We start from the raw sequence: 23,786 nt of genomic DNA, 5'->3' as shown, positions 1-23,786 counted from the left end.
TGCGAGGTTACTGATTTGAGTGACATGGCGAAAAACTTAATCCTGTGGCTGGTCATCGCCGTCGTATTGATGTCGGTGTTCAATAGCTTCAGCCCCAGCGATACCACCAGTCGCCAGCTGGACTATTCCAGCTTCGTTAAAGAAGTGACCCAAGAGCAGATCCGTGAAGTGCGGATGGATGGTAAGGTCATTAATGGCGTCAAGCGCACTGGTGAAAAATTCACCACCATCATCCCTGCACCGGATCCCCAGCTGCTCAATGATATGCTCAATCACAACGTTAAAGTGATGGGCGAGAAGCCGGAAGAGCCGTCTCTGTTGACCTCTATTTTCATCTCCTGGTTCCCGATGCTGTTGCTGATCGGTGTCTGGGTCTTCTTCATGCGTCAGATGCAGGGCGGCGGTGGCAAAGGTGCCATGTCGTTCGGCAAGAGCAAGGCTCGCCTGATGAGTGAAGACCAGATCAAGACCACCTTTGCCGATGTCGCAGGTTGCGATGAGGCCAAAGAGGAAGTGAAGGAGCTGGTCGACTATCTGCGTGATCCGAGCAAGTTCCAGAAACTGGGTGGCAAGATCCCGACTGGTGTGTTGCTGGTTGGCCCACCCGGTACCGGTAAGACCCTGCTGGCCAAGGCCATTGCTGGTGAAGCCAAGGTTCCGTTCTTTACCATCTCCGGTTCCGATTTCGTGGAGATGTTCGTTGGTGTCGGTGCCTCCCGGGTGCGTGACATGTTCGAGCAGGCCAAGAAGTCCTCCCCTTGCATCATCTTCATCGATGAAATTGATGCGGTAGGTCGTCAGCGTGGCGCGGGTCTGGGTGGTGGTCACGATGAACGTGAGCAGACTCTGAACCAGATGCTGGTTGAAATGGATGGTTTTGAAGGTAACGAAGGCGTCATCGTCATCGCTGCAACCAACCGTCCTGACGTACTGGATCCGGCATTGCTGCGTCCGGGTCGTTTCGACCGTCAGGTTGTGGTCGGTCTGCCAGATGTCCGTGGTCGCGAACAGATCCTGAAAGTACACATGCGCAAAGTTCCGTTGGCGGATGACGTCAATCCGGCGCTGATTGCTCGTGGTACCCCCGGTTTCTCCGGTGCTGACTTGGCCAACCTGGTCAACGAAGCGGCCCTGTTCTCTGCCCGTGAAAGCCGCCGTGTGGTTTCTATGGCTGAGTTCGAGAAGGCCAAGGACAAGATCATGATGGGCGCTGAACGTCGCTCCATGGTGATGAAAGAGTCCGAGAAGGAGATGACTGCATACCATGAGGCGGGTCACGCCATCATTGGTCGTGTGGTACCGGATCATGATCCTGTCTACAAGGTCTCAATCATTCCCCGTGGTCGTGCGCTGGGTGTCACCATGTATCTGCCGGAGCAGGATCGCTGGAGCCACTCCAAGCAGCATCTGGAGTCAATGATCTCCAGTCTGTATGGCGGTCGCTTGGCAGAAGAGCTGATCTACGGCGCCGAAAAGGTCTCGACCGGTGCGTCCAACGACATCGAGCGTGCGACTGACATCGCTCGCAAGATGGTGACCCAGTGGGGCATGTCCGAGCGTCTTGGTCCCATGCTCTATGCCGAAGAGGACGGTGAAGTGTTCCTCGGCCGCAGCATGGCCAAGGCCAAGCATATGTCTGACGATACCGCCCGCGTCATCGATGCCGAGGTCAAGCTGGTGATTGATCGCAACTACGCCCGCTCCAAGCAAATCTTGCTGGATAACATGGACGTGTTGCACACCATGAAAGATGCGCTGATGAAGTACGAAACCATCGACGCCAAGCAGATTGATGATCTGATGGCGCGCCGCGAGGTCCGTGCTCCGAGCAACTGGCATGACGAACACGGTGATACTCCGCAAGGTGGTTCTACCGTGGCAGCCGAGGCCAAGCCGGCCGATGAGGCAGCACCGGTGGCGGATGTCACTATCGACAAAGCCAACGACGCTCCGGCCAAATAATCGTGACTCTCCAAACCCCGGGCTTGCCCGGGGTTTTTCTTTATGCAAATGGACGCGAAGATGCAGTTAATCAGCAAGGGGCTCAGCCTCTCCCTCGATCGCCCCCATGTGATGGGGATACTCAACGTAACCCCTGACTCCTTCTCCGATGGTGGCAATTTCAATCAGATTGAACGGGCGATGGCCCATGCGCGTCAGATGGTCTCTGATGGTGCCACGCTGATCGATATCGGCGGCGAGTCCACTCGCCCCGGCGCGCCGGATGTGAGCGAGCAGGAGGAGCTCGACAGAGTCATTCCCGTGATCAAGCGAATAGCCGCAGAGCTGGAGGTGATGATCTCGCTCGACACCTCCAAGGCGGGGGTGATGCGGGAAGGCTGCCAGGCGGGTGCCCATCTGATCAACGATGTGAGGGCGCTCCAGGAGGAGGGGGCACTGCTGGCTGCCGCCGAAGCCCGGGTACCTGTTTGTCTGATGCATATGCAGGGGCAACCGAGAACCATGCAGGTCGAGCCACACTATGATGATCTGCTGGGGGAGGTGCGTGGCTTTTTTGATGAGCGGATCACGGCTTGCATGGCTGCCGGTATTGCGCGTGAACAGCTGCTGCTGGATCCCGGCTACGGTTTTGGCAAGACGCTGGCGCACAACTACCAGCTACTGGCGGCCCAAAAGGAACTGCTCGATTATGGCTTGCCGCTCTTGGTGGGGATGTCGCGAAAGTCTATGATAGGCAACCTGCTGGGCCGTCCGGTTGACGAGCGCCTGGCGGGCAGTCTGGCATGCGCCCTTATCGGGATGCAGCATGGGGCACGGATCATCCGGGTGCATGATGTGCGGGAAACCATGGATGCACTGCGTGTGGGCTGGCAGGCAATGACGGGACAAGATTTTATTTCCAGATAATAAAGAGAACAAACCATGGCAAGAAAGTATTTCGGCACCGATGGTGTGCGCGGCAAGGTTGGCGAGTATCCGATCACCCCTGAATTCGTGATGAAGTTGGGTTGGGCGGCTGGCAAGGTGCTCTCCAAGAAAGGCACCAAGAAGGTGCTGATTGGCAAAGATACACGTATCTCCGGTTACATGCTGGAATCTGCTCTGGAAGCGGGTCTCTCCGCCGCGGGTCTCAAGGCCATTCTGATGGGCCCCATGCCCACGCCGGCGGTTGCTTATCTGACGCGCACCTTCCGTGCCGAAGCCGGTATCGTCATCAGCGCCTCCCATAACCCCTTCTATGACAACGGCATCAAGTTCTTCTCCGCCGATGGCACCAAATTGCCGGATGATGTCGAGATGGCCATCGAGGCCGAACTTGATCACGAGCTCACTTGTGTCGAGTCTGCCCTGCTTGGTAAAGCGATGCGTATTGATGATGCGGCCGGTCGCTATATCGAATTTTGCAAGAGCACCTTCCCCTCTCATATGAACCTTGATGGCGTCAAGATGGTGGTGGATTGTGGTCATGGTGCCACTTATCACATTGCTCCGTCCGTTTTCCGCGAATTGGGCGCCGACGTGATCACCATGGGCTGTGCTCCGGATGGCCTCAATATTAACGATGGCGTCGGTTCTACCGCGCCTGAGGCGCTGGTTGCCAAGGTACTGGAGTGCAAGGCCGATCTGGGGGTTGCATTTGATGGTGACGGTGATCGCCTGATCATGGTTGACCATACCGGTTATCTCATCGACGGTGACGAAATCCTCTATATCATTGCCCGCGATGCCTTGCGCAACGGTCGCCTCAAAGGTGGCGTAGTCGGCACCTTGATGGCCAATATGGGTCTGGAGCTGGCCTTGCAGACCTTGGGTATTCCGTTTGCCCGTGCGCAGGTGGGTGACCGCTATGTGCTGGAGATGATGGAAGAGAAAGGCTGGCGTATCGGTGGTGAGAACTCAGGCCACATCATCTGCCTGGATCAAACCACCACAGGTGATGGGATCGTAGCCGCCTTGCAAGTGCTTACTGCCATGCGCAGTGCCGAGATGCCGCTGGCCAAGTTGCGCTCCGGCATGAGTAAGTTCCCGCAAGTGCTGGTGAATGTCCGCTTTGCCGAAGGCAATGATCCGTTGGCGGCTGATGCTGTTATGGAGGAGGTCGCCAAGGTAGAGCAGGAGTTGGCTGGTCGTGGCCGTGTTCTGTTGCGCAAATCCGGCACCGAGCCTCTCATCAGGGTGATGGTGGAAGGAGAGCATGAGCAGCAGGTACGTGACATGGCTCAGCGTATCGCACAACAGGTAAAGTCGGCGTTTTAATGAGCGCAAGGGGCGGCTTTTTAGCCGCCCTGGTTGTATCTTGTTCAAACGATTCAAAAAATTAAAAATAGCACTTGTCAGCTGAGCATCCTCTGGATATTATCAGCCCCGCTTTCGCAAGGGAGTTGCCGATGGGAAACCGCAAGCCGTTTGTAGCAGCCAATTGGAAGTTGCACGGTAGTAGGTCGCAGTTAGAGCAGTTTACGAGTCACTGCCTGAAAGGTGTTGATGAAAAAGTAGATGTAGTTCTCTGTCCTTCCCATGTGCATCTCGACTTTAGTGCTTCACTGCTCAATGAGCAGAAAGTAATAAGGTTGGGGGCTCAGAATGTGAGTCAGCACGGTGCTGGCGCTTACACCGGAGAAATCTCGTGTCAGATGCTGGTAGAGGCAGGGTGTCGTTACGTATTGGTAGGGCACTCCGAGCGCAGGCGTCTCTTTGGTGAGACCAGTTTTATCGTCGCAGAGAAGTTTGCGGCTGCCAGAGCGGCAGGCTTGATTCCCATCCTCTGTTTAGGTGAATCAGGTGCAGCGAGGCAGGCGAGAAGAGCCTTTGAGGTGATCGCTGAAGAACTGGATATCGTCATAGAGAAAAATGGCGCGATGGCTTTCGATAATGCTATCATCGCCTACGAGCCGATTTGGGCTGTAGGTACAGGTAAGTGCGCCACACCCGAGCAGGCACAAGAGGTTCATTCCTTTATACGCGGTCGCTTGGCGGAGGATACTCCGGTAATAGGTGAAAAAGTTAGAATCATCTATGGTGGGAGCGTAACGCCGACCAACGCAAGAGATTTGTTTGCCCAGCCCGACATTGATGGCGGTCTGATTGGTGGTGCAAGTCTTGATAGCGACACGTTTTTAGGAATTGTTGAAGCGGCAAAGGGTGCAAGTTAAATGTACGAAATTCTTTTAGTCGTTTATCTGTTGGTGTCACTGGCTCTGATTGGTCTGGTGATGATTCAGCAAGGTAAAGGGGCTGACATGGGCGCCTCCTTCGGCGCAGGGGCATCGAATACTGTATTCGGCTCCGGTGGTTCAGGTAGTTTCCTGACCCGAACAACAGCAATTTTGGCTACTCTGTTTTTCATTATCAGTTTGGTGCTCGGATCTATGTCCACACACAAGGTGAAGCAGGGTAGTGAGTGGGAAAATCTGCAACAAACCGAACAGGTTGAGCAGACTAAAGCGCCAGTGAACAAAGACACTGACGTTCCCCAGTAAGAGAGTTTTGCCGTGGTGGTGGAATTGGTAGACACGCTATCTTGAGGGGGTAGTGCTCTAGGGTGTGCGGGTTCGAGTCCCGCCCACGGCACCAATTAAGCAGTGAGCTCGGGTGACCGAGTATATTATAGTCAGTCTGTCTCTTGTACCAAGATGCTAGAGTGGCTATAATCTCGCACGATTCGGACGCGGGGTGGAGCAGCATGGTAGCTCGTCGGGCTCATAACCCGAAGGTCGTCGGTTCAAATCCGGCCCCCGCAACCAAATTTCACGCATTTCCTACGCTCAGGAAAGCGGTCGCTGCGAGGCGACAGTCAGGGTAAAGCGCCAAGCCCCGATTTGACATCGGGGCTTTTTGTTACGTGCGATTTACTCTGAATCGATATCTATCTGGGCTCTATGCCCTTTTTTTGTTTTTCGGAGGGTGACTTTGGCTACGTTGGAACAACGTTTGACCGATCTGCTCGAGGCTCCGGTCGTTGCCTTGGGTTTTGAACTTTGGGGTATTGAGTTTACCCGTGCGGGTAGCTACTCCACCTTGCGTGTCTACATCGATAGCGAGCAGGGTGTGACTGTCGAAAGCTGTGCAGCAGTCAGCCATCAGGTTGGCGCCATCATGGATGTCGAAGATCCCATTACCGAGGAGTATTACCTCGAGGTGTCCTCCCCGGGTCTGGATCGCCCCCTGTTCAAGGTTGCCCAATTCGAAAAATACGTTGGCCAAGAGGCGGCGGTTTCGCTTCGGATGGCAACAAATAACCGCCGCAAGTTCAAAGGCGTAATCAAAGCTGTGCAAGGCGACATGATCACCCTGACAGTAGATGGTAAGGACGATGTGTTGGCTTTCACCAATATCCAAAAAGCGAACATAGTGCCGAACTTTGGTTAACGAGGCTATCGGATATGAATAAAGAGATTTTGCTGGTCGTTGACGCAGTATCCAACGAGAAGGCGGTACCCCGCGAGAAGATCTTCCAGGCTCTGGAAACTGCGCTGGCGACTGCGACCAAAAAGAAATATGAAGGCGAGATTGAAGTTCGGGTTGAAATCGATCGCAAGACCGGTGACTACGACACCTATCGCCGTTGGGTAGTGGTTGCTGATCAAGCATCCATGGAAAACGCCTACGGTGAAATCACCCTGGAAGCTGCGCAGATTGATCAGCCGGAAATCCAGATCGGTGAGTATGTTGAAGACCAGATCGACTCTGTTACTTTCGACCGTATCACTACCCAGACCGCCAAACAGGTTATCGTGCAGAAAGTGCGTGAGGCCGAGCGTTCCCAGGTAGTTGATCAGTTTAAAGATAAAGAAGGCACCATCATCAGTGGTGTGGTCAAAAAGAGCAGCCGCGACAACGTGGTTCTCGATCTGGGCAGCAATGCCGAAGCCGTGATCTTCCGTGATGACATGCTGCCGCGCGAGACCTTCCGTCCGGGTGACCGCATTCGTGGCCTGCTCTACGCAGTTCGCCCGGAAGCCCGTGGTGCCCAGCTGTTCGTCAGCCGCTCCAGCCCTGATTTCCTGAAAGAGCTGTTCCGCATCGAAGTGCCAGAGATCGGCGAAGAGATGATCGAAATCATGGGCGCCGCCCGTGATCCGGGCTCTCGCGCCAAGATCGCGGTGAAGACCAACGATCGTCGTATCGATCCGATCGGTGCTTGTATCGGTATGCGTGGTGCCCGTGTGCAAGCTGTTTCAGCCGAGCTGAACGGTGAGCGTGCTGACATCGTGCTGTACGATGACAACCCGGCCCAGTACGTGATCAATGCCATGGCGCCTGCCGATGTGGCCTCCATCATTGTTGATGAAGATAACCACACCATGGATATCGCCGTGGAAGCTGCCAACCTGGCTCAGGCTATCGGTCGCAATGGTCAGAACGTGCGTCTGGCATCCCAGCTGACCGGTTGGGAACTGAACGTGATGACCGTTGAAGACATGCGCTCCAAGCATCAGGCTGAAAACGACCGCATCATGAACCTGTTCACCAGCACCCTGGATATCGACGATGAGTTCGCCGGTCTGCTGATGGAAGAGGGCTTCTCGACTCTGGAAGAGATCGCCTTCGTACCGGTTAACGAGTTGCTGGCTGTCGATGGTCTGGATGAAGACATGGTCGAAGAGCTGCGCAACCGTGCCAAAGATGCCCTGACTACCAAGGCACTGGCTAAAGAAGAATCTTTTGATGGCGTTGAGCCTTCTGAAGACCTGCTCAATCTGAATGGCCTGAGCCGTGAAATGGCTTACGCTCTGGCGGGCCGTGGTGTTGGCACTCTGGAAGATTTGGCTGAGCAAGGTATTGATGACCTTGCTGATATCGAAGAGTTGACTGCCGAGAAGGCTGGTGAGCTCATTATGGCTGCTCGTAATATCTGTTGGTTCGGAGAAGAGCAGTCCGAGTAAGATCAAACGGAGGAAAATGAATGGCAGAAGTATCAGTCAAACAACTTGCCACTGACATCGACACACCGGTTGATCGTCTTCTCCAGCAGTTTGTCGATGCCGGTATCAGCAAGAGCAAGGCCGACGACATGGTTAGCGAGTCTGAAAAGCAGACCCTGCTGGCACACCTGAAGAAACAGCATGGGGGTGACGAGGTCGCCACTCCTGCCCGCATGACCTTGCAGCGCAAGACCAAGAGCACCATCAGTGTTCAGGGTACTGGCGGCAAGAACAAGGAAGTGCAGGTAGAAGTGCGTAAATCTCGCACCTATGTAAGACGCTCGGCGCTGGAAGATGAACAGCGTCAGGTGGAAGCCGAGGAAACAGCGCGTTTGGAAGCAGAAGAAAAAGCTCGTTGCGAGGCCGAGAATAAGGCCCGTCTCGAAGCTGAAGAGAAGGCTCGCCGTGAGGCTGAGCAGGCTCGTCGTGACGCTGAGGAAAAGGCGCGGATCGAGGCACAATCAAAGGCTCGACAGGCTCCACAGCCCGCCAAAGCAGCCAGTAGCACAGCTCAGCAAGAGGCAGAAAAGATGGCCAAGCGCGAAGCAGAAGAACTGAAGCGCCAACAGGAATTAACCGCTTTGCAAAAAGCAGAAGAACTCGCCGCAAAGAAAGCCGAAGAGGCTCGTCTTATGGCAGAACAGAATGGCCCTCGCTGGGCTGAAGAAGAAGCTGCTCGCGCCAAAGAGAGCAGTGACTATCATCTGACCACCAACAAGCATGCGCAAGCCGCAGAAGATGAGTTGGACCGGAAGGAAGAGACCAGCCGTCGTACCGCTGCAGCTGCTGCGGTCAAGGCCCCGAAAAAGCCGGGTCGTCGTGAAGATGATCGTGACTCACGCAACCCGCGTGCCCGTAAAGGCAAGCGTGGCAAGGTGGCTACTCCTAACGCGATGAAGCATGGCTTCAACAAGCCCGCGGTAGTGGTAAACCGTGACGTGGTCATTGGCGAAACCATCACTGTAGCCGAACTGGCTAACAAGATGGCCGTCAAAGGCGTGGAAGTCATCAAGGCGATGATGAAGATGGGCGCCATGGCGACCATCAACCAGGTGATCGACCAGGAGACCGCTCAGCTGGTCGCCGAGGAGATGGGTCACAAGGTAGTGTTGCGTCGTGAGAACGAGCTGGAAGAGGCGGTACTGTCCGATCGTGACGAGACCTCCGAAGCCAAGCCGCGCGCTCCGGTCGTGACCATCATGGGCCACGTTGACCACGGTAAAACCTCGCTGCTCGACTATATCCGTAAAGCCAAGGTTGCTGCTGGCGAAGCCGGTGGTATTACCCAGCATATCGGTGCTTACCACGTCGAAACTGACAGTGGCATGATCACCTTCCTGGATACTCCGGGTCACGCTGCGTTTACCTCCATGCGTGCTCGTGGTGCCAAGTCCACTGATATCGTGGTACTGGTTGTTGCTGCCGATGACGGCGTCATGCCGCAGACCATCGAAGCGATCCAGCACGCCAAAGCGGCTGGGGTACCTATCGTTGTTGCAGTTAACAAGATCGACAAGCCTGAAGCAGATCCGGATCGCGTCAAAACCGAACTGTCCCGTTACAACGTGATGTCTGAAGATTGGGGTGGCGATAGCCAGTTTGTTCATGTCTCTGCCAAGTCTGGCGAAGGCATCGACGATCTGCTGGAAGCCATTCTGATCCAGTCCGAAGTACTGGAACTGAAAGCCGTCGTTGATGGTATGGCAAGCGGTGTGGTTGTTGAATCCTTCCTCGACAAAGGTCGTGGTCCGGTTGCAACTGTACTGGTTCAGCAAGGTACCCTGCGTCAGGGCGACATCGTCCTGTGTGGTCTGGAGTACGGCCGTATTCGTGCGATGCGTGACGAATTGGGTCGCGACATCAAAGAAGCAGGCCCGTCTCTGCCGGTCGAAATCCTCGGTCTGTCCGGGGTGCCGTCTGCCGGTGACGAAGCCACTGTTGTACGTGACGAGAAGAAAGCCCGTGAAGTGGCACTCTATCGTCAGGGCAAATTCCGCGACGTCAAGCTGGCTCGCCAGCAGAAGGCCAAGCTGGAAAACATGTTCGCCAACATGACCGAGGGCGAAGTGTCCGAAGTGAATGTGGTGATCAAGGCCGACGTACAGGGCTCTGTGCAAGCTATCTGCGATGCGCTGGTTCAGCTCTCTACCGACGAAGTTAAAGTCAAGATCATCGGCTCAGGTGTTGGTGGAATCACCGAAACTGACGCCACTCTGGCTGCCGCTTCCAGCGCCATCCTGGTTGGTTTCAACGTCCGTGCTGACGCATCTGCGCGCAAGGTCATCGAAGCCGAGAGCCTGGATCTGCGTTACTACTCCGTCATCTATGATTTGATCGACGAAGTGAAGCAGGCCATGAGCGGTAAGCTGGCTCCTGAATATCGTCAGGAGATCATCGGTCTGGCTCAGGTGCGTAGCGTCTTCAAGTCACCCAAGTTCGGCGCTGTTGCTGGCTGTATGGTCACTGAAGGTATCGTCAAGCGCTCCAACCGTATCCGTGTTCTGCGTGACAACGTGGTTATCTATGAAGGCGAGCTGGAATCCCTGCGCCGCTTCAAAGATGACGTTAACGAAGTCCGTAACGGTTACGAGTGTGGTATCGCGGTCAAGAACTACAATGACGTGCGCGAAGGCGACCAGATCGAAGTTTACGAGACTGTTGAAATTCAACGGACACTGTAAGCCGAGAGTCAGACAAAATAGGGGGCCACGGCCCCCTTTTATCGCAGGATAGAATATGGCCAGAGAATTCAGCCGGACCCGTCGGGTCGGACAGCAGATCCAGCGTGAAATCGCGCTGATCCTGCAGCGTGAGGTGAAAGATCCCCGCATTGGCATGGTGACAGTTTCCGATGTGGAAGTGTCCAAAGATCTTAACTATGCAAAAATTTACGTTACTTTTCTGCAGTTGGAGAATGACGGCGATCGCATCAAGGAAGGCCTGTTGGGTCTGACTGAAGCTGCCGGTTATATCCGCAGCCTGCTTGGCAGCGCCATGCGTCTGCGGGTAGTGCCTGAGCTGCGTTTCTACTACGACCAGACCCTGGTCGAAGGGATGCGTCTCTCCAACCTGGTGACCAACACTGTGCGCGAAGACAAGCGTCGCATGGCCGAAGCTGGCCGTGACGAAGAGACGGATGCCACACCCGATGACACAACAGAGGATAAAGCCTGAGATGTCACGCAGACGTCGTTTCAAGGGCCGTGATGTGCACGGCATCCTGCTGCTGGATAAGCCAACCGGTCTGACCTCCAACGATGTGTTGCAGAAGGTCAAGCGGATCTACAACGCAGCCAAGGCTGGCCACACTGGCGCCCTGGACCCGTTGGCGACCGGCATGCTGCCGATCTGCCTCGGTGAGGCCACCAAGTTCTCCCAGTATCTGCTGGAGGCGGACAAACGCTATGAGGTGACCGCCAAGCTGGGCGAGCGCACCAATACCAGCGACTCCGACGGCGAAGTGGTGTCCACTCGTCCGGTGAACGTGGCTATGGGTACCCTGATTGAGTCGCTGGATCAGTTCCGCGGCCCGATCATGCAGGTGCCGTCCATGTATTCTGCGCTCAAACACAATGGTCGTCCGCTCTATGAGTATGCCCGTGAAGGCATCACCATCGAGCGTGAAGCCCGTCCCATCACGATATTCGAACTCAAACTGCTGAGCTTCGAAGGTGATGAAGTGCGCCTCGAAGTGCACTGCAGCAAAGGCACCTACATCCGCACGCTGGTCGATGACCTGGGTGAAGTGCTGGGTTGTGGTGCTCATGTCACCCAGTTGCGTCGTACTCAGGTGGCCAGCTATCCCTATGATCGGATGCTGACCCTGGAGCAGCTGGAGTGCATTCTCGAGCAGTCCAAGGCCGAGAGTACCCCGCCGCGCGAGCAGCTCGATCCGCTGCTGTTGCCGATGGATACCGCAGTGGCATCTTTGCCTGAGGTGAACATGCTGGCGGTGGTCGCTGCCTATGTGAATCAGGGCCAAGCGGTACAGGTGCCTGGCGCACCGGCCAGCGGTCAGGTTCGCATGACAGTCGGCCCTGAGCGCGAGTTTATCGGCGTGGGTGACATTGATGCTGATGGTCGGGTTGCGCCCAAGCGATTGGTGCGTTATCACGACGATAACATCGAGGAGTAATCCTCTGGCGGTATCGGCGCGTCTTTCCCGTTGCGAAAATAGCCGGGGACGATTATGATACCGCCCTCATTTCACGGCTGAATTAGAGATTGGCTGTGAACCTTTAAACACTCTACTGGAGTACACACATGTCTCTAAATGCTGAGATCAAAGCGTCCATCGTTGCTGACAACGCTCGTTGCGCTAACGACACTGGTTCCCCCGAAGTGCAGGTTGCCCTGCTGACTGCCCAGATCAACCATCTGCAAGGTCACTTCAAGGAGCACTCAAAGGACCACCACGGTCGTCGCGGTCTGCTGCGCATGGTTTCCCAGCGTCGTAAGCTGCTGGACTACCTGAAGCGTAAAGATGTTCAGCGTTATGCTGCTCTGATCGCCAAGCTGGGTCTGCGTCGTTAATCGACCATCAGATTTCGCGAAAAAGGGGAACCGTGAGGTTCCCCTTTTTTATTGCTCTTCAAGTCGTTGCCTGCTTCACAGAATTCGTGTCCCCGCTTACCTTTTGCAGTGAATCAAGTATACTTGTGCGCGAATTTAAAGAGCCAAATTGTAAAAAAGGAAATTCACGTGAATCCTATTGTAAAGTCATTCCAGTACGGTCAACACACCGTCACGCTGGAAACCGGTGTGATGGCCCGTCAAGCCACTGCGGCCGTTATGGTCAGCATGGACGATACCTGCGTATTTGTGACCGTAGTTGGTAAGAAAGAGGCCGATCATGGCCGTGATTTCTTCCCGCTGACCGTCAACTACCAGGAGCGTACCTATGCTGCTGGTCGTATCCCGGGTGGTTTCTTCCGTCGTGAAGGCCGTCCGAGCGAAGGTGAGACCCTCACTTCCCGCCTGATCGACCGTCCTATTCGCCCGCTGTTCCCGGAAGGCTTCCTCAATGAGGTTCAGGTGGTTGCCACCGTCATGTCCGTGAATCCGCTGGTTTCTCCGGACATCGTTGCCATGATCGGTGCCTCTGCTGCGCTGGCCATCTCCGGTATTCCGTTTGGTGGCCCGATTGCAGCTGCTCGCGTGGGCTACATGAACGGTCAGTACATGCTGAACCCGACTACCGCTGAACTGCCGCAGAGCGATCTGGACCTGGTGGTTGCCGGTACTGCCAACGCGGTACTGATGGTTGAGTCTGAAGCGGCCATCCTCTCTGAAGAGGTGATGCTGGGCGCCGTGGTATTTGGTCACGATCAGATGCAGATCGTCATCAATGCGATCAACGAGTTTGCTGCCGCTGTTGGCACCAAGCCGTGGAACTGGACTGCGCCTGCCGTTAACGAGCCGCTGAAAGCCAAGATCGCCGAGCTGGCGACTGCCGAACTGGGTGAAGCGTATCGCATCACTGAGAAAGCAGTACGTTACGAAGCCATCGGTGCCATCAAGGCGCGCGTGGTTGAGCAGGTCATTGCTTCCGGCGTTGCCGACGATGCCAAGAAGATCGGTGAAGAGTTCCACAGCCTGGAAAGCCGCATCGTCCGTGGCCGGGTAGTGCGTGGCGAGCCGCGCATTGATGGTCGTGATCCGGAAATGATCCGCGCCCTGTCTGTCGGCACCGGCATTCTGCCCCGTGCTCACGGTTCTGCCCTGTTCACCCGTGGTGAGACTCAGGCCATCGTGGTTGCCACTCTGGGTACCGAGCGTGACGCTCAGAACATCGACGAGCTGGCTGGCCATCGCGCCGACCGCTTCATGCTGCACTATAACTTCCCGCCGTACTGCGTCGGTGAGACTGGCATGATGGGTAGCCCCAAGCGTCGTGAAATTGGTCACGGTCGTCTGGCCAAGCGTGGCGTTGCTGCCGTAATGCCGAGCGCCGCCGAGTTCCCGTACGTGGTGCGTGTGGTGTCTGAAATCACCGAATCCAACGGCTCTTCCTCCATGGCTTCTGTCTGTGGTTCCTCCCTGGCGCTGATGGATGCGGGTGTGCCGATCAAGGCCTCTGTTGCCGGTATCGCCATGGGTCTGGTGAAGGAAGAAGAAGGTTTCGTCGTGCTGTCCGACATCCTGGGTGACGAAGATCACCTGGGTGACATGGACTTCAAAGTAGCCGGTACTACCGAAGGTATCACCGCGCTGCAGATGGACATCAAAATCGAAGGCATCACCAAAGAGATCATGGAGATTGCCCTCAAGCAAGCTCGTGGCGCTCGCCTGCACATCCTTAAAGTGATGGATGAAGCCATCCAGGCTCCGCGCAGCGAAATCTCTGATTTTGCCCCGCGTATCCACACCATCAAGATCAATCCTGAGAAGATCAAGGACGTGATCGGTAAGGGTGGTTCAGTGATCCGTGCGCTGACCGAAGAGACCGGCACCAACATCGAGTTGGATGATGACGGTACTGTTCGCATCTCCGCCGTGGCCAACGAAGCTGCCATGGAAGCGATCCGTCGTATCGAAGCGATCACCGCCGAGATCGAAGTGAACCGCATCTATGAAGGTAAAGTGGTACGTCTGGCTGACTTCGGTGCCTTCGTCAACATCCTGCCGGGTAAAGATGGTCTGGTACACATCTCCCAGATCACCGACGCTCGCGTGCAGAACGTGGCTGACCACCTGACCATCGGTGACGTGGTCAAGGTGAAGGTACTGGAAGTTGACCGTCAGGGCCGTGTACGTCTCTCCATCAAGGAAGCGAACGCCCCGACTGAAGCTGCACCTGCCGCTGATGCTGCTCCGGCTGCTGAAGAAGTGCCTGCCGCAGAGTAATCTGCCGCTCTGATACCGGACTGGTTTCGGTTGACGTAAAAAGTCCGGCTCCCCTTGGGGAGCCGGACTTTTTTATGATCAAAATGCGCGCGGGAGAGCTTACTTGCCAAGGATGGCATATTGCATCTCTTGCAGAGGGAGCACATGGCGAGCGGCCCCCAGCTTTATCGCTTCTTTGGGCATGCCGAAGACCACGCAGGAGGCCTCATCCTGGGCATAGGTATTGGCACCGGCTTCCAGCATCTCGCGCAATCCCCGCGCACCATCATCCCCCATGCCGGTCATGATGATACCGGTGGCGTTCTTGCCGGCATATTTGGCGACGGAGCGAAACAGCACATCCACCGAGGGTCGATGGCGATTGATGAGCGGCCCATCGACCACCTCGACGTGATAGTAGGCACCGCTGCGCTTGAGCAGCATATGTTTCCCGCCGGGAGCAATCAGCGCGAGTCCGGGGATCACCCTGTCGTTGTTTCTCGCCTCCCGCACTTCTATCTGGCAGACCCCGTTGAGCCGCTCGGCAAACATGGCGGTAAATTTTTCCGGCATGTGCTGCACAATGACAATACCGGGACTGACCCGGGGCAGGGCAGTCAGCACCACTTCCAGTGCCTGGGTGCCGCCAGTGGAGGTTCCGATGGCAATGAGCCGTTCAGTGGTTTGTGCCATGGCATCTTGGTTGGGTGGCAGCATGGCATCCGCACTGAGTTTGGTGCTGCTCGTTGAGGGGGCAGGCTTGCCAACACGTTTAAGATTGGCCTGGGCGGCCGCCCGCACCGCCATGGCCAGATCGTGGGCGGATTCTTGCAGAAAGCTTTTTAATCCCATGGTTGGCTTGGTGATGATATCCACTGCACCTGCAGCCATCGCTTGCAGTGTGGTTTCCGCTCCCTTTTCGGTGAGAGATGAGCAGATCACCACTGGTGTCGGGTGTTCAGCCATGATTTTGGTGAGAAACGTGATGCCGTCCATGCGTGGCATTTCCACATCGAGCACGATGACGTCAGGCCACTCTTTCTTCAGTTTTTCCTGAGCAAACAGGGGATCCGATGCCGTGGCGATCACCTTGATGTCAGGCTCCTGCTCCAGCACCGCTTGCAATACCTGTCTGACGACGGCGGAATCATCCACCAGCATGACCCGGATCTGCTTCATTCTCGCGACTCCCGTTGATGTGGCAGACGATGATGGCGGAGCCAGACACTGCCGTTGCTGAGCTCAAAGAGCAAGCTTCGGTGGCCGCTATGGCCAAGATGATGAGCCTTGATATCAAGGCCAAGGTCTCTGGTCAGCTGCCAGGCTGCCTGAATATTTTTGATGGCGACATTGTTGTCGCTCTGTGCGTATTGCTGCTCGGTGAACATGTTGCCTCCCCCGAACAGCTTGGCTTCGTACTCATGAATGGGGGCGGGATAGTGACCTGCAGCCTGCACTAGCAAGGCGAGGGCCTCATCGGCATAGCGTCCATCAAGCCCGGTCGAGGGGTTGCCTCGCGTGGGTAACATGTAGTGACACATGCCCCCCTGTTTTTGCTCGGGATGCCACAGGGTAATGGCGATACAGGACCCCAGCAGGGTTTTGACCACCACATCCTCCTTGCCAAAAAAGAGTTCGCCCGGTTGCAGGATCACCTCCCGTGCCATGGTTCATCTCTTCTGATAAATGGAAGGGGACACCAGCTGCAGGCCGTGAGGCAAGCCGTGCAGGCTTTCAGCGTGGCTGACCAGCAGATAGCCGCCGGGTTTGAGCCTAGGTACCAGTCGCTGCAACACTTGCCCTTTGGTCTCCTTGTTGAAATAGATCATCACGTTCCTGATGAAGATCACGTCGAACATCCCCAGATCCGGCAGCTCCTGATTGAGGTTGATCTGCATGAAATTGACTTTGTCCCGTAACTTGCGGTCGATGATGAAGATACCCTCCTGCAAACCGATCCCCTTGAGGCAGTACTTCATCAAAAAGGGCAGCGGAATGTTGTGTGCCCGTTCGATCAGATAGCGCCCGCTTATGGCCTGTTCCAGCACCCGTGACGAAATGTCTGATGCCACGATTTCCCAGTTGAGGGTGCCGCGCTTCTCTGCCAGCGTCATGGCCAGACTATAAGGCTCTTCTCCCGATGAGCTGGCGGCACTCCAGATCCGTAAGGTGCGTTCTGTCGGGAAGTGGGCAAGTACTTGCCTGGTCAGAAACTCGAAGTGTTTGGGCTCCCTGAAAAAGTAGGTTTCATTGGTAGTGAGCAGATCGAGCGCCAGCTGTAGTTCGCTGCTACGGTCGTTCATGATGAGCTGGAAATAGTCGTCATAACTATCCAGCTCGTAGTGGCAGAGTCGTTTCGCCAGCCGGCTGGCAACCAAAGCCTTTTTGGCTGGAGACAGCTCTATTCCCGCCGTTTGATGAAGCCAGTGCTGGAAACGGGAGAACTCATCATCATGCAACTGGGTTTGATACAAAATCCTGCCCCTCTACCAGTGACGTCGGATGCAGGAGAGGCAAAGCCTCTCCCGTAGCTAGAATCGGACAAAATCGGCGTCGTTGAGCGGTGGTCGCGACTGACTTGATGGTCGTTCATTACCAGAGGCGTTGCCCTCGTTGATGAAACGCCCCTTGGTTATCGCATTGCGTGTCGTGGCGTGGGCCCGGCTATCCTTGCGCACTTCCTCCAAAGTGAAAAACTCCATGGCCAGCTGTAGCTGCTCGGCCTGGCTGCTCATCTCCTCGGCAGTGGCTGCAAGCTCTTCGCTGCAAGAGGCATTCTGCTGGGTGACCTGGCTTAATTGGTTCATGGCCAGGTTGATCTGGCTGACCCCTGTCGATTGCTCATTGGAGGCTGCGCTGATCTCCTGTACCAGGTCAGAGGTTTTGTTAATGGACGGCACCATCTGATCCAGCAAGCGACCTGCTTTTTCTGCCATCTCCACACTACTGGAGGCGAGCTCGCCAATCTCCTGTGCTGCAATTTGGCTGCGCTCTGCCAGCTTGCGTACCTCTGCTGCTACGACCGCAAAGCCTTTGCCATGGTCACCTGCCCGTGCCGCTTCAATGGCCGCGTTGAGCGCCAGCAGATTGGTCTGGTAGGCGATGTCGTCGATGATGCCAATTCGTTTGGCGATCTGTTTCATCGCATCGACGGTGAGTTTGACGGCTTCCCCTCCCTCGACGGCCTCTTTGGCGGCCTTGCTGGCCATGCCATCGGTGACTTGAGCGTTGTCGGTATTCTGGTTGATGCTGGCGCTCATCTGCTCGATGGAGGCGCTGGTCTCTTCCATACTGGAGGCCTGTTCACTGCTGGATTGGCTGATGGACTGGGCTGTCGCGCTTACCTGCTCGGCGGCGCTGGATAGGTTGTCAGAGGCGCTGCGAACTTCGGTGACGATTTTGGTCAGCGAGGTGATCGTGATGTTGAGTGAATCCTTGGTGGTACCAAAAATACCGGGATAGTCAGCCTCTATCTGTTGGGTCAGATCCCCTTTCGCCAGACATTGCACGACCCGGATAACCTCGTTGAGGGTGCGGTCGATCACTTCGGCAATCTGGTTGATCCCTTCACCCATCGCCTGAAAGAAGCCGCTCTTGCCAGCAAGCTCCATCCGGCGGTGCAGTTCACCATTGATCACTGCCTGCACGATGTCGGACATCTCTTTCTCTATCATCACCTCCTTGGTTCTGTCTGCCCATTCGACGACTGAGCCCATGCGCTCGCCGCTATCGCTGAAGACCGGATTGGCAATCAGGGAGAAGGTTCGTCCTCCCAGCTGGATCTGGGTTCGGAAGGTGTTGTTGAGTTTGGCCAGCATAGCCCGTTGATGGCTGGGATTTTTATGAAAACTGTCGATATTGGCGCCCATCAGCTGATTGGCATTGAAGCTGTAGAGCTCTTTTTTAATGTCCGTTTCAGCCTGATTAAGCATGCCGGTCACGGCCTCGTTCATATAGATAATGTCGAGATTGGTGTCGGCGATCATCACGTTGGTGCTGGCGCAGTCCAGTGCCTTGCGAACCAGTCTGTTCTCATGGAGCAAGGCCTGGCTGCTCCTGACTTCATCCCGGCTCTGCTCCAGCTTGTCGCTGAGCAAGGTCACCACGTCGTTGACGGCATTTCCTATCGTGCGCAGGGCATTATCCAATCCGGAAAGGTCGATCGGGACTAGGGGGCGATCTTCCACGATGGCGCGCTGGAGTTGCCCGATAGCATCGAGTAACAGGGCCTGTTGTCTTGCTTCTGCGGCATCGTTCCCGAAGAGTTTACCTAAGAGTGACTGGGTCATGAGCGTTTCCTTATGCTGCATGTCGTGGAGTATGTGGGCCTGTTCAGGAGTGCTGCAGATTGCCTTGCGGTAACCTTGCCTGTGGCTGGGCCAGTTCGTTGAGTTGTGCCATCTCATCGAGTGACAACACTTTTTCGGTATCGATGAGGATGACGAATTTACCGCTGACTTTGCCCATGCCGCTGATAAAGTCAGCCCTGATGCGGGCGCCAAAACTTGGCGGTGGTTCAATATCAGCTTGTGGAATACCTAACACCTCCGACACTGAATCCACCACGACACCTATATCCTGGCTGACAGGTTCATCACCCTGCTGCGCCATCCCCTCAATGATGATGATGCAGCTGCGGCGGGTAATATTTGAAGGGGTATTGCCAAAGCGCGCACTGAGGTCAACGACCGAGACAACCGCTCCTCGCAGATTGATGACGCCACGAATAAAGCTCGGCATCATCGGGATGGGAGTGATATTGCCGTATTCAATGATCTCTTTGACCCCCAGAATATTGATGGCGAACATCTCGTTGTTGATCAGAAACGTCAGGTACTGGGCATCGCCGCTGCTCTCGCCAGCGGCCAATAATGGCAGCGTGATGTCAGTGGATGTATGCATGGTCGCCTCCGGTTAGAAACGGACAAAATCCGCTTCAGCAATGGAATGGGATGATGGTTGATTGGGCTGACTGGCCCGTTGTGGCGGTGCGATGAAACTGCCTCTGGGAGGCATCCCCTTGTGGCTGGTTTCATGGGGCCTAGAGTTGAGCTGCACACTTTTTTCCAGAGCGAAGAAGGCCATGGTTTGTTGCAGTTCGCTGGCTTGCGAGCTCATCTCTTCGGCGGTGGCCGCCAGCTCCTCGCTACTGGCCGCATTCTGTTGTGTCACCTGATTGAGTTGGCTCATAGCCAGACTGATCTGGTTGGCTGCACTGGCCTGCTCACCCGAAGCGGCATTGATCTCTTGTACCAGATCAGAGGTCTTGCGAATGGAGGGGACGATCCTCTCCAGCAGGTTGCCGGCTCGCTCTGCCTTACTGACGCTGTCGGAGGAGAGCTCGCCAATCTCTTGCGCCGCGATCTGGCTGCGCTCCGCCAGTTTTCTCACCTCTGCGGCAACTACCGCGAAGCCTTTGCCATGTTCTCCGGCGCGAGCTGCCTCAATAGCCGCGTTGAGCGCAAGCAGGTTGGTCTGGTAGGCGATGTCATCGATGATGCTGACTTTCTTGGCGATTTGCTGCATGGCGGTAACCGTCTGTTGTACGGATTGGCCCCCTTCGCTGGCCTCCAGCACCGAGTTGCTGGCCATGCTGTCGGTGATCTTGGCGTTCTCGGTGTTCTGGTTGATGCTGGCGCTCATCTGCTCGATAGAGGCGCTGGTCTCCTCCACACTGGCCGCCTGCTCGCTAGTGGCCTGACTCAATGCCTGCGCCGTATTGCTCACCTGATTGGAGGCATTGGTCAGGTTGTCGGCGGCGTTGCGAACCTCTTCGATGATATTGGTTAGTGCGGTAATGGTCTGGTTGAGACCGTCTTTGGTCTGGCCAAAAATACCGGGGTAGGGCTCATCGATCCGCTGGGTCAGATCCCCCTTGGAGAGTGCGGTGGCGATGCGCATCACATCTTCCAGGCTGGTATCTGTCACATTGGAGAGGCGATTCAGTAGCTCGGATACCCGCTTGATATAGCCCTGGCGATTCTCCAGTGCAATCTTGTGGCTGAAGTCTCCCTGCTCGACGGCGGCAGTGACCAGGGTCTCGATATCCGTGATCAAAGCCCCCAGTTTTTTGACCATGTTGTCCATCGCCATCAAGAGCTGGCCCGCCTCGTCGTTGGATTCGATCTTGATTGAGACATCCAGATTGCCTTCGGCCAGGCTATTGGCCACGCGCAGGGCCTGTTCGATCGGGGTGATGATGCTCTTGATCAACATGGTGCCAAACCAGGCTGCGAGCACGATGCCGACCGCGATAACCACCGCCATGGTTATCAGCATCACGTCATACCAGGATTGCGCTGCGGTATATTCCGACTTGGCCACGTTGAGCTGCAGGTTGACCAGCTCGGTGATTTTGTTGCCTATCGGGTCGATGGAACCATACAGAGTGCCGTCAAAATTGCTCAGCATGCCGGCAATCATGCCGTGCTGGGTGGCGAGGAATTTCTCCAGTTTGCCAATATCGGTATCGGCCGCGTTGAACAGGGTTGTTGCCTCGGCTGACAAGCGCTGCTCATCGGGGGTGAGGGTGGTGGACTGGTAGTTATGCCACTCGTTCTTGATCGTCTGTTGGGCCTGTTTAATTTGAGTCAGGGCCTCTTCTGCCGGGATCAGCCCCGCATTGGCCTTGTTGAGGTTGTCGATGATCGACACGGCATAGCTGTCGGAGATGGTCTTCAGCTGCTTGAGAGGAACCACCCTGTCGTTGTAAACACGCTGCAACCCGGTATTGCTGCTCTGCATGTTGTATAACCCGAGGCTGCCAACGGCCAGCAGCAGCAGGCAGAGCATGCAGAGCAGCACGATGAGACGCAATTTTATGGTGGAGTTTTTGAACATGATGGTCCCCTCAGTTGATGCTGGATTGAGGCAGGTTGCGTGATACGGTCAACCTGTTGAGCTGACTGGATTCTTGAGTTATCGCGTGCTGGATCAGCGAGGGAATGTCGAGGATCAGGGCGACCTCTCCTCCCCCCAGAATGGTTGAACCACTGATGCCCTGCAGGCGCTGGAATAATTTCCCCAACGGCTTGATGACGGTCTGGAATTCTCCCAGCAGTTCATCCACCACCAGGCCGGATTTTTTGCCTGCGTGGCTGACCACGACAATGTTCTCGCGCCGCCCCTTGCTGCCATTGGTATCGAAGTAGTGTTGCAGGCGGATAAAGGGCAGCACCTCGCCACGCAAATTGATGTAATTGCGCCCTTGGGTGTCGGCCAGTGCACTCTGGGTCAATTCCACGCACTCGATCACCATATCGAGCGGAATGACGTAGTGGGTGTCGCAGACCCGCACCAGGAAGCCGTCGATGATGGCAAGGGTAAGCGGCAGGCGGATCTGCACGCGGGTTCCTTTTCCCGGGATGCTGTCCAGATCGACCGTGCCGCGCAGGGCTGTTATGTTGCGTTTGACGACATCCATCCCTACCCCGCGACCGGAGAGGTTGGTGACTGCCTCTGCGGTGGAGAACCCCGGCTCAAAGATCAGGTTGTATATCTCCTGATCCGTCAGCGTGGTGGTGGCGTTGATCAGACCGCGCTCGATGGCTTTTTGCTGGATCCTGGCTTTGTTGAGACCGGCACCGTCATCCCGAATTTCGATGACGATGCTGTTGGAGTCGTGATAAGCATTGAGATTCAGGGTGCCGCGGGGGGATTTGCCTGCCAGCAGCCGTTGCTCTGCCGATTCGATACCGTGATCCATCGAGTTTCTGACCAGATGCATCAGTGGGTCACCGATCTTCTCTACCACCGACTTGTCCAGTTCGGTCTCGGCTCCGGAGATCACCAGCGTAATATCCTTGTTCAGCTCCTGACTGACATCGCGCACCACTCGCTGGAAGCGGTTGAAGGTATCGCCGATAGGCACCATTCGCAGGCGCAGCGCACTGTCACGGATCTCTTCCACCAGCATGGCAATGACCGAGGTGGCTTCTTGCAGCTGGCTCTCCCGGGTGCGCTGGGCTAACAGGTTGGCCCCTGAGCTGGCGACCACCAGCTCCCCAACCAGATTGATCAGGTCATCCAGCTTGTCGGCATGCACCCTGACGTAACGACCCTCTTTACTCTTGCTCTCCTTGGTCTGGTTCTGTTTTTTCAGGGCGGCATCAACCACGGCTTCGTTGACGGCACCCTGCGCAATCAGGATCTCCCCGAGTTTGGTCGCTTGCTCTGGCGGGGTTGCTTGTTGTGCCTGCAGACCGTTGGCCAGCTCCTCTGCGGTCAGGGCACCGGTGTTGACCAGCAACTGCCCCAGCATGGCGTTATCTTCCGGCAGTGACTCGATCAGGTTGATAAACTCGGCGATCTTGCTGTGGGGCGGCAAGATGGTGATCTGGCAGTCATCTCTGACAAATTCAAAAACATCGCTGATGGCCGCCTTGTCTACCTGCGAGTCGAAGTCTATCTCGTAGCCGAGGTAGCAATTTTCCGGATCGAACTGTTCCCAATCCGGTAGCGCCTGCTGGATGGTCTCCATCGAGCAGATGGTGCCGAGTGTGCCGAGATAGCGCAGAAAGGCGGCCGGATCCATGCCGTTGCGCAGCACGTCGGGGCCAAAACGCAGGGAGATATGCCACAAGGAGGCGGAGCTGGTAATGCCGCCCTCTTTTTCGATCTTGGGTTCAGGTGTATGCACCCTATCTGGCAGCGTGGCATGGGGGACGCACTGATGACGGGTGAGGGCGAGCCTCAGCCGTTCATCCTGACAGGCATCGTTTTCGCTCAGTGCATCGCCCTGTTCTGCAACGACGCTGATAAGCATCTGGATGTGGTCGCAGCTTTCCAGCAAGTCTTTGATCAGCATGGAGGTGACGGTGAGCTGCTGATTGCGGATCTGGTCGAGCAGGTCCTCGATGATGTGGGTAAACCCGACGATTGGCTGCAGACCAAACAGGCCCGCAGAACCCTTGATGGTATGGGCTGCGCGGAAGATGGCGCCTATCAGCTCGCTATTGTCCGGGTCAGCCTCCAGTGAAAGCAGGGCTGACTCCATCTCTTCGAGCAACTCCCGTGCCTCGGCGATATAGGTGTGTAAAGCCTGATCAAGATCGATGCTCACGGTGACTCCTTGTC

General features: G+C 55.9%; 19 protein-coding genes and 2 tRNA genes. 14 read left to right on the top strand and 7 right to left on the bottom strand.

Annotation, left to right across the window (positions count from 1 at the left end; translation table 11 throughout):
* The first annotated feature begins 15 nt into the window (after positions 1 to 15).
* From ftsH to pnp, 14 genes are all read left to right on the top strand, one after another.
* Entirely contained in the window at positions 16 to 1,962 is a 1,947-nt protein-coding gene (ftsH, locus tag ACY8FN_RS20265) for an ATP-dependent zinc metalloprotease FtsH (RefSeq protein WP_042018176.1), read from the top strand.
* Positions 1,963 to 2,022: 60 nt separating this feature from the next.
* Entirely contained in the window at positions 2,023 to 2,868 is an 846-nt protein-coding gene (gene folP / locus ACY8FN_RS20260; RefSeq protein WP_463101031.1) for a dihydropteroate synthase, read from the top strand.
* Positions 2,869 to 2,883: 15 nt separating this feature from the next.
* Complete coding sequence (glmM, locus tag ACY8FN_RS20255; protein WP_042018173.1) at positions 2,884 to 4,218, top strand: phosphoglucosamine mutase; 1,335 nt, start codon at positions 2,884 to 2,886, stop codon at positions 4,216 to 4,218.
* 131 nt (positions 4,219 to 4,349) lie between these two features.
* The gene (tpiA, locus tag ACY8FN_RS20250) at positions 4,350 to 5,114 is read left to right on the top strand and encodes a triose-phosphate isomerase (RefSeq protein ID WP_463101030.1); all 765 of its coding nucleotides are present in this window, start codon (positions 4,350 to 4,352) and stop codon (positions 5,112 to 5,114) included.
* Positions 5,115 to 5,441, top strand: a complete 327-nt coding sequence (secG, locus tag ACY8FN_RS20245; protein ID WP_438579625.1) for a preprotein translocase subunit SecG — start codon at positions 5,115 to 5,117, stop codon at positions 5,439 to 5,441. It abuts the gene before it with no gap.
* Positions 5,442 to 5,450: 9 nt separating this feature from the next.
* Positions 5,451 to 5,535, top strand: a tRNA-Leu gene (locus ACY8FN_RS20240).
* Between the two features lie 93 nt (positions 5,536 to 5,628).
* Positions 5,629 to 5,705, top strand: a tRNA-Met gene (locus ACY8FN_RS20235).
* A 166-nt stretch (positions 5,706 to 5,871) separates the two neighbouring features.
* A complete protein-coding gene (gene rimP / locus ACY8FN_RS20230) occupies positions 5,872 to 6,330 on the top strand; it encodes a ribosome maturation factor RimP (RefSeq protein WP_042018169.1) in 459 nt (152 codons plus the stop codon).
* Positions 6,331 to 6,344: 14 nt separating this feature from the next.
* Positions 6,345 to 7,847 carry a transcription termination factor NusA gene (gene nusA / locus ACY8FN_RS20225; protein WP_042018167.1) on the top strand — a complete coding sequence of 501 codons (1,503 nt, stop codon included), beginning with the start codon at positions 6,345 to 6,347 and terminating at the stop codon, positions 7,845 to 7,847.
* Between the two features lie 20 nt (positions 7,848 to 7,867).
* Complete coding sequence (gene infB / locus ACY8FN_RS20220; RefSeq protein ID WP_068977841.1) at positions 7,868 to 10,567, top strand: translation initiation factor IF-2; 2,700 nt, start codon at positions 7,868 to 7,870, stop codon at positions 10,565 to 10,567.
* Between the two features lie 55 nt (positions 10,568 to 10,622).
* Positions 10,623 to 11,060: a 30S ribosome-binding factor RbfA gene (gene rbfA / locus ACY8FN_RS20215; RefSeq protein ID WP_042018165.1), complete on the top strand. Its 438-nt coding sequence runs from the start codon at positions 10,623 to 10,625 to the stop codon at positions 11,058 to 11,060.
* 1 nt (position 11,061) lies between these two features.
* A complete protein-coding gene (truB, locus tag ACY8FN_RS20210) occupies positions 11,062 to 12,021 on the top strand; it encodes a tRNA pseudouridine(55) synthase TruB (RefSeq protein ID WP_042018162.1) in 960 nt (319 codons plus the stop codon).
* Between the two features lie 128 nt (positions 12,022 to 12,149).
* The gene (rpsO, locus tag ACY8FN_RS20205) at positions 12,150 to 12,419 is read left to right on the top strand and encodes a 30S ribosomal protein S15 (RefSeq protein WP_005326646.1); all 270 of its coding nucleotides are present in this window, start codon (positions 12,150 to 12,152) and stop codon (positions 12,417 to 12,419) included.
* A gap of 168 nt (positions 12,420 to 12,587) precedes the next feature.
* The gene (gene pnp / locus ACY8FN_RS20200; protein WP_463101029.1) at positions 12,588 to 14,732 is read left to right on the top strand and encodes a polyribonucleotide nucleotidyltransferase; all 2,145 of its coding nucleotides are present in this window, start codon (positions 12,588 to 12,590) and stop codon (positions 14,730 to 14,732) included.
* A gap of 99 nt (positions 14,733 to 14,831) precedes the next feature.
* On the opposite strand, the gene ACY8FN_RS20195 is transcribed toward pnp, so the two are convergent.
* From ACY8FN_RS20195 to ACY8FN_RS20165, 7 genes are read right to left on the bottom strand one after another with little or no spacing between them, the layout of a single operon-like run.
* Complete coding sequence (locus tag ACY8FN_RS20195; RefSeq protein WP_463101028.1) at positions 14,832 to 15,890, bottom strand: protein-glutamate methylesterase/protein-glutamine glutaminase; 1,059 nt, start codon at positions 15,888 to 15,890, stop codon at positions 14,832 to 14,834.
* Positions 15,887 to 16,378 (bottom strand): chemoreceptor glutamine deamidase CheD, encoded by a 492-nt coding sequence (gene cheD / locus ACY8FN_RS20190; protein ID WP_139690531.1) that lies wholly within the window; start codon positions 16,376 to 16,378, stop codon positions 15,887 to 15,889. The genes ACY8FN_RS20195 and cheD overlap by 4 nt, the downstream gene beginning before the upstream one ends.
* Positions 16,379 to 16,381: 3 nt before the next feature.
* Positions 16,382 to 17,185 (bottom strand): CheR family methyltransferase, encoded by an 804-nt coding sequence (locus tag ACY8FN_RS20185; protein WP_101325681.1) that lies wholly within the window; start codon positions 17,183 to 17,185, stop codon positions 16,382 to 16,384.
* A 57-nt stretch (positions 17,186 to 17,242) separates the two neighbouring features.
* Positions 17,243 to 19,000, bottom strand: coding sequence for a methyl-accepting chemotaxis protein (locus tag ACY8FN_RS20180; protein WP_463101027.1), 1,758 nt, complete (start codon positions 18,998 to 19,000; stop codon positions 17,243 to 17,245).
* Between the two features lie 43 nt (positions 19,001 to 19,043).
* Positions 19,044 to 19,613 (bottom strand): chemotaxis protein CheW, encoded by a 570-nt coding sequence (locus ACY8FN_RS20175; RefSeq protein WP_068977845.1) that lies wholly within the window; start codon positions 19,611 to 19,613, stop codon positions 19,044 to 19,046.
* A 12-nt stretch (positions 19,614 to 19,625) separates the two neighbouring features.
* A complete protein-coding gene (locus tag ACY8FN_RS20170; RefSeq protein ID WP_463101026.1) occupies positions 19,626 to 21,551 on the bottom strand; it encodes a HAMP domain-containing methyl-accepting chemotaxis protein in 1,926 nt (641 codons plus the stop codon).
* Between the two features lie 10 nt (positions 21,552 to 21,561).
* On the bottom strand, positions 21,562 to 23,772 hold the full coding sequence (locus ACY8FN_RS20165; RefSeq protein WP_463101025.1) for a chemotaxis protein CheA: 2,211 nt from the start codon (positions 23,770 to 23,772) through the stop codon (positions 21,562 to 21,564).
* Positions 23,773 to 23,786 lie beyond the last annotated feature (14 nt).

The organism is Aeromonas sp. 160P (assembly GCF_055193095.1).
The sequence above is the reverse complement of the archived record's forward strand: the minus strand, read 5'-3'. Positions and strand labels throughout refer to the sequence as shown.